A 6,381-nucleotide genomic window follows, 5' to 3' on the forward strand; every position below is an offset into this window, starting at 1 on the left:
AGGGGCCGGACGCGCAGGATGCGTTTCAGGCCGACGAACCGGTGACGCTGACCGCCCCGCTGCTGGACCGCGGCCAGGAGGGGTTGCGCACGGCGGTGCTCGGCGGCTTTTTTGCAGACGGGTGTGATGATGATGCCCGCGCCGCCGTGGCACGGGTGGCGCAGGCGCTGGAGGCGCAGGCTCAGCTTGAGCTGCCGCAGGCGGCGCTGGCGCGCTCTGCGGCGTTTATCATCACTGCCTCAGAGGGCGGTAACCAGTATCTGCCGTTGCTGCGCACGATGCCGGAACAGTTTGAGCCGCTGTCACGCGAGCGGCTGCTGGCCGGGGCAATGGTCCCGGCGACGTGGTATGTTCAGGCGCAGCGTTTCCGCCGCCACCTTCAGCAACAGGTACAGCCGCTGTTTAAAGAGTGGGACATCCTGATCGCCCCGGCGACGCCCTGTTGCGCCACGCCGATCGGCCAGGAGAGCATCCGCATCAATGGGCAGGATCTGCCGACCCGTGCCAGTATGGGGATGCTGACGCAGCCGATCTCGTTCCTCGGCCTGCCGGTGGTGACGGTACCGCTCACCACCGCAGGCGGGCTGCCGATCGGCGTGCAGCTGATTGCGCCGCCGTGGCGTGAAGATCTCTGCCTGCGTGCCGCGCGCGCGCTGGAGCAGCAAGGCGTGGTGACGGTGGCGGCGGGCATCGCCGGGTAAACGCCCGGCGGTAACTTTTTTGACCGGGGAGAGAACATGAAGAGTGAACATATTGATCGCCCGGCGATCCTGGCGGAGCTGAATGCCGCTTTCTATCGCTATGAACAGGCGCTGATTAGCAATGACATCGAGGTGCTGGATGAGCTGTTCTGGCACGACGCCCGCACGGTGCGTTACGGGGCCGGGGAGAACCTGTATGGCATCGAGGCGATCCGGGATTTCCGGCTGCACCGCCCGTCCCAGGGACTGGACCGGACGCTGGAGAACACCACCCTGACCACCTTCGGTGAGGATATGGGCATCGCCTGTACGGAGTTCCGCCGTGAGGGCAGCAATAAGATCGGCCGCCAGACGCAGACCTGGGTACGGTTGCCGTGTGGGTGGCGGATTGTGGCGGCGCATGTGAGTTTGATGGAGGGGTGAGTTCCCCCTCCAGGAGCCTCTCCCTGTACCCGCGGGCATTGAGTATCGCGGATTATTTTTAATCGGAGCGGTGGTTGTTTCGGTTGTTCATGTGCGGTTGCCTGCCCGGCTTTCTGCGCCTCAACCGAGCAGGGCGCGCCGGTGCGCTCGCCCTGCACCCGCGCACTTTCGGTGCCCCGGCTGAATCATTGCCCACTACCGCGGGTGACCCTCATTTCGCCTTCGGGCTACTCGGGCCGCCGCAGACACGCTCCCAGCGTGGCTGCGACTTTCGCGGGCGTCCTGCCCGCTCACCCGGCCCTTCGTCTCCACTCGGCAATGATTTTTACGCCCCCACCGGACTGCAAATCTTTGGGTATGTAAGGAAAGAGTAGAGGGAGATTCTTTTTGCTGAGCGCGCATGTACTCTCAGCCTGCGGCTCCACTCGGCAATGATTTTTACGCCCCCACCGGACTGCATATCTTTGGGTATATAAGGAAGGAATAGGGTCAGAGTTGTTAATCGATCAAGTTCTTAGCCGATCAAAACGTGGGCGAGTTTGCGGATGGCGTTGAGGGCCGGGGGTTCGGCGCGGCCGCGGAGTTGGGCGTCGCGGGGGCGCCAGTCCAGGCTGGTGAGCTGATCGGCCAGCGCAGCACTCATTGGGGCGCCGCCCAGCGGGACTTCAAACGGGTAACCTTTGAGATCCGCCGTGACCGGGCAACAGAGCATCCGCCCGACCCGGCGGTTGTACGCCTGCGCGCTGATCACCAGCACTACCTGATGCCCGCCAGCAGTCCGCAGCCATACCACGTCTCCCGCGTCCGGTACGTATTCAATCATCCGCGATCCTCACCGGTGATTAACTCAGGGTGCAGGTTTTCAGGCGTGACCTGATCCAGCAGCATCGCCAGCGTCACCGTTTTTTCCGCCCGCTCCAGCAGAATCCGCCCTTTGTTGTCGAGGCTTAACTCCACCTCGTCATCCAGCCGCAAGTGCGCCGCTTTCATCAGCTCCGCCGGGATGCGTACCGCCGGGCTGTTGCCCCAGCGCTTTATCGATTGTCTCATCCATTATCGCCTTGTGTATCTACAATGTAGATACACCCTAACACTTGGCTAGCTACGTATCAACATTGTATCTACATTTAGCAACAACTACTTCACCTGATAAAAGTGAATATCCAGCCCGCCGGGGTGGCGGATGCCGCTGGCGATAAACAGGTTCTCCGTCAGCCAGCGCAGGCGATCGCTGTAGACCTCAAACTGGGGGGTGGTGCGAAAGTAAATCTCACCGGGCGGGATCTCGCTGAAAAAGGCGAGATCGTCATCAAATAACCGGGATCGCCAGTCAGCCGGGATGCGGCGCAGCCCGTTATTCTCAATGTAAAACCGGTCGCCGTCGTGCGTTTCAACGGCATAACGGGCTGAGAGGCGGCAAAGGCCGCTGGCGTCAATAATCTGGCTGTCTACGCCGCCCGGCAGCACGTGGCCGCTGAGCGCGCCCGACAGCGTGCCGGACAGGATTGGGATCAGCTGGCGTTTGCCGAACTCAGGCGAACGGCTGACGATGGTCGGCGTATCGACGGTTAAAGAGAGGGAAAAACTCAGGGTCAGTTCGGGGGTCATGGCCATCCTTGGTGACAGATCGGAATCCGGCAAAAACATTAACTGAAAGTCCGGGGCAACCACAACGCTTTCCTTGTGACGCGCCTCATACATTGGCGCATACGCCCCGGACGCCTATCATCATGCCCGCAGGTTACGCGGGAAATCCGCCGGCAACTCGCTGGCCGGGCAGTCGATGACGGTGTCGTTGTTTGCACCGCAGTCACGTACAAATGTGATGGTGGCGAACTCGTCGATCACTTCCGTCGGGTAGGCCGGGCCGGCGTCGCGGTAGGCGGCCATCTCGGGCAGATGATCGTTCTGGAAGCAGACGGTTTTCTCCGGGTTATTCATTACCCAGCGCGGGAAGAAAATGGTGCCGTGGAAGATCTTGTCGCCGAGGTTCACAATCAAACTGACGTCGGTGCCGGTGGGTTCCGTCCAGGAAATTTTATACACCTCCCGGGCCACGCGGACGATATAGGCGTGCTGGTCTTTCACCCAGCGGTTGCCGACAATCCCGCTGTGGATGCGGTAATCCAGCGTTTCGCCGTTCTTGACGTAAATCTCGTAGTTCCAGCCGTTGTCGTAGGTGTAGACCAGGTGTTTACCGATAAAACCGCTCAGATCGTGTTTATCAAATGTGCTCATAATTTGTCTCCTTGGTCGATAAAACTACTCTAGATCTTTATCAGGCCGATGAATAACGCTATTTTTAGCCAATACCCATCTAAAAAGTTGATGAATATGAATAAGACGACGCTGGAGCAGTGGGCACTGTTACAGAGCGTGATTGACCACGGCAGCTTTGCCAACGCGGCGGAGGCGGCGAACCGCAGCCAGTCTTCGGTCAGCTATAACATTGCGCTGTTGCAGCAGCGACTGGGGGTGGATCTGCTGGTGCCGGAGGGGCGGCGGGCGGTGCTGACCCCGGCCGGGGCGATTCTGCTGGCGCAGGTGCGGCCGCTGCTGCGCGCTTTTGAATATGTGGAGGCACGCGCCGCCACGCTGCGTACCGGCCGCCGCGCGCGGCTCGATCTGCTGGTGGACTCGATATTCCCACGCGCCCGGCTGTTCCCGATCCTGCGTGAGTTCCAGCAGCGCCACCCGCTGACGCAAGTGCACCTGACCGAGGTGCTCAACAGTGAGGCGGAGCACGCCGGGGAGCGGCAGGCGGATTTGATGGTGCTGTCACGGCGGCAGGATATGACCGGGCGCGGCCAGTGGCTGATGAATATCGATTTTGTCGCGGTGGCCCACACCGATCACCCTTTGCACCAACTGCCGGCCCCGCTCAGCGAAGAGGATCTGGCGCGTTACCCGCTCATCCGCATTCTGGATCGCGAGGCTGCGCGTGATGACACCCCCGCCACCGCCGAGTTCTGGACATTCTCCACGGTGGAGGCGGCGATTGAGGCGGTGATGTACCAGGTCGGCTATGGCTGGCTGCCGGAGGAGCGCATCGCCCCGCAACTCGCCGACGGCAGCCTGAAGATCCTGCCGCTCAGCCACGGCGAACGCCGCGCCACCCCGCTGCACCTGATCATCCGGCGCGACATCACGCCCCCCGACGAAGAAGTCGCCACCCTCGCAGCGATGTTCCGTAAAGATTTGCCCTCATAGGCACTATGCTTATTACATCATCCTGAAATACAGGGGTAGCGTATGGAGACTGAGGTTCTGATTACCGGTGCCGGGCCGACCGGGCTGGCTCTGGCCCTGTGGCTGACCCGCCAGGGCATCCGGATACGGATTATTGATAAACGCGCCGCGCCGGGCACCACGTCGCGGGCACTGGCGGTGCAGGCGCGCACGCTGGAACTCTACCGCCAGCTCGATCTGAGCAGGGCCGCCATCACCGCCGGGCACCCTAACCCGTCGCTGACCCTCTGGGCGGGCGGCAAGAAAAAGAGTGAAGTGCCGCTTCAGAGCGCCGCAGCCGATCTCACTCCCTTCCCCTTTGTGTTGATCTACCCGCAGGACGAGCATGAGCGCCTGCTGGAATCACGGCTTGCCCAGCTTGGCATCACCGTGGAGCGGAACACTGAACTGCTGGCGTTTGATGAGCATCACGACGGCGTGGACGCCACGCTGCGCCTGCCGGATGGCCGTGACGAACACTGCCGCGCCGCCTGGCTGGCCGGGTGCGACGGGGCGAGTTCAACGGTGCGCCACCAGCTGCGGCTGGGCTTTCCCGGCGGAACCTATGCGCAGGTATTTTATGTCGCGGATATTGAAGGACGCGGCGCGGTCACCCACGGCGGCGTGCATGTGGATATTGAGGAAGCGGATTTCGTCGCGATTTTCTCGCTGAAAGGCGAGCAACAGATGCGGCTGGTCGGCATTGTCCGGGATGAACGCGCCGAACGCCCGGACACGCTGACGTTTGACGATATCAGCGACCGGGCGGTCCACAGCCTGGGGTTGCAGGTAGAGAAAGTGCACTGGTTTTCCACATACAGGGTGCATCACCGGGTAGTGGACCATTTCCGCCACGGGCGTGTTTTTCTGCTGGGTGACGCGGCCCACGTCCACAGCCCGGCGGGCGGCCAAGGCATGAACACCGGCATTGGTGACGCGGTGAATCTGGCATGGAAGCTGGCGGCGGTGTTGCGCGGCGATGCCCCGGAGAGCCTGCTCGACAGTTATGAGCACGAGCGCCGCGCCTTTGCATTGAAGCTGGTCGCCACGACTGACCGGGTGTTTTCAGCCATCACGGCCGGGGGGCAGAAGGCCGATTTTATCCGTACGCATGTTTTCCCGCTGGTGGCCGGGGTGGCCTATAGCCTGGACGCGGTACGCCGTTTGCTGTTCCGCACGATATCCCAGTTGGATTTAGCCTACCCTGACAGCCCGCTGAGCGCCGGTGACGCGGGCAAAGTCCGGGGCGGCGACCGCCTGCCGTGGCTGGCGCGGGCGGAAAGTGATAACCACGCCAGCCTCTGTGCGATGGTGTGGCAGGTGCATGTTTACGGCGAGGCGCACCCCGACCTGCGCCACTGGTGCGCCCACCACCACCTGCCGCTGCACCAATTCACCTGGGACGACGCCTGCCACCACGCCGGGCTAAAGCGCGACGCCCTCTATCTTTTGCGCCCCGACACCTACGTCGCACTGGCCGATCGCCACGCCGACGTCACCCGCCTCGCCGCCTACTGGCAGGACAATGGATTCAGGGTCAGTAACGCAAAGGCGTAAAAGGCAGAGCTGGTGGGGGCACGCTGCCCCTATAGCGATTCCCCCTACCCTTTCCTTGCATACCCAAAAATTTGCAGTCCGGTGGGGGCGTAAAAATCATTGCCGAGTGGAGCCGCAGGGCCGGGCGAGCACACAGCACATACATAGATCTCCCCTACCCTTTCCTTACCTACCCAAAGATATGCAATCCGGTGGGGGCGTAAAAATCATTGCCGAATGGAGCCGCAGGGCCGGGCGAGCACACAGCACATACATAGATCTCTCCTACCCTTTCCTTGCATACCCAAGAATTTGCAGTCCGGTGGGGGCGTAAAAATCATTGCCGAGTGGAGACGCAGGGCCGGGCGAGCGGACAGGACGTCCGCGAGAGTCGCAGCCACGCTGGGAGCGTGTCTGTGTAGTGGCTTAATAGATTTAGACACGCTCAGAGGTTATAACTGACATAACTAATGAGGTGATTATATGAGCGGCC

General features: G+C 61.7%; 8 protein-coding genes. 4 read left to right on the top strand and 4 right to left on the bottom strand.

Features of this window, described 5'->3' with window-relative positions:
* Both CYR55_RS22320 and hpxZ read left to right on the top strand, forming a co-directional pair.
* Window positions 1–701, top strand: a 701-nt coding sequence (locus tag CYR55_RS22320) for an amidase family protein (RefSeq protein ID WP_241522210.1), incomplete at its 5' end; no start/stop codon positions are given.
* 36 nt (window positions 702–737) lie between these two features.
* Window positions 738–1,124, top strand: coding sequence for an oxalurate catabolism protein HpxZ (gene hpxZ, locus CYR55_RS22325; protein ID WP_101818514.1), 387 nt, complete (start codon window positions 738–740; stop codon window positions 1,122–1,124).
* 514 nt (window positions 1,125–1,638) lie between these two features.
* Here hpxZ and CYR55_RS22330 read toward each other — a convergent pair.
* From CYR55_RS22330 to CYR55_RS22345, 4 genes are all read right to left on the bottom strand, one after another.
* Window positions 1,639–1,947 carry a type II toxin-antitoxin system PemK/MazF family toxin gene (locus CYR55_RS22330; RefSeq protein ID WP_101818515.1) on the bottom strand — a complete coding sequence of 103 codons (309 nt, stop codon included), beginning with the start codon at window positions 1,945–1,947 and terminating at the stop codon, window positions 1,639–1,641.
* Entirely contained in the window at window positions 1,944–2,174 is a 231-nt protein-coding gene (locus tag CYR55_RS22335; protein WP_101818516.1) for an AbrB/MazE/SpoVT family DNA-binding domain-containing protein, read from the bottom strand. Before CYR55_RS22335 ends, CYR55_RS22330 begins: the two co-directional genes overlap by 4 nt.
* An 87-nt stretch (window positions 2,175–2,261) precedes the next feature.
* Window positions 2,262–2,732 (bottom strand): DUF3237 domain-containing protein, encoded by a 471-nt coding sequence (locus CYR55_RS22340; RefSeq protein ID WP_101818517.1) that lies wholly within the window; start codon window positions 2,730–2,732, stop codon window positions 2,262–2,264.
* Window positions 2,733–2,852: 120 nt separating this feature from the next.
* On the bottom strand, window positions 2,853–3,365 hold the full coding sequence (locus tag CYR55_RS22345; protein ID WP_175580828.1) for a phenolic acid decarboxylase: 513 nt from the start codon (window positions 3,363–3,365) through the stop codon (window positions 2,853–2,855).
* 93 nt (window positions 3,366–3,458) lie between these two features.
* Between CYR55_RS22345 and CYR55_RS22350 the strand changes: the two genes are divergently transcribed.
* Window positions 3,459–4,334, top strand: coding sequence for a LysR family transcriptional regulator (locus tag CYR55_RS22350; RefSeq protein WP_101818519.1), 876 nt, complete (start codon window positions 3,459–3,461; stop codon window positions 4,332–4,334).
* A gap of 42 nt (window positions 4,335–4,376) precedes the next feature.
* The gene (locus CYR55_RS22355; RefSeq protein ID WP_101818520.1) at window positions 4,377–5,909 is read left to right on the top strand and encodes an FAD-dependent monooxygenase; all 1,533 of its coding nucleotides are present in this window, start codon (window positions 4,377–4,379) and stop codon (window positions 5,907–5,909) included.
* Window positions 5,910–6,381 lie beyond the last annotated feature (472 nt).

The sequence above is a fragment of the Chimaeribacter californicus genome, from assembly GCF_002858675.1.
GTDB lineage: Bacteria > Pseudomonadota > Gammaproteobacteria > Enterobacterales > Enterobacteriaceae > Chimaeribacter > Chimaeribacter californicus.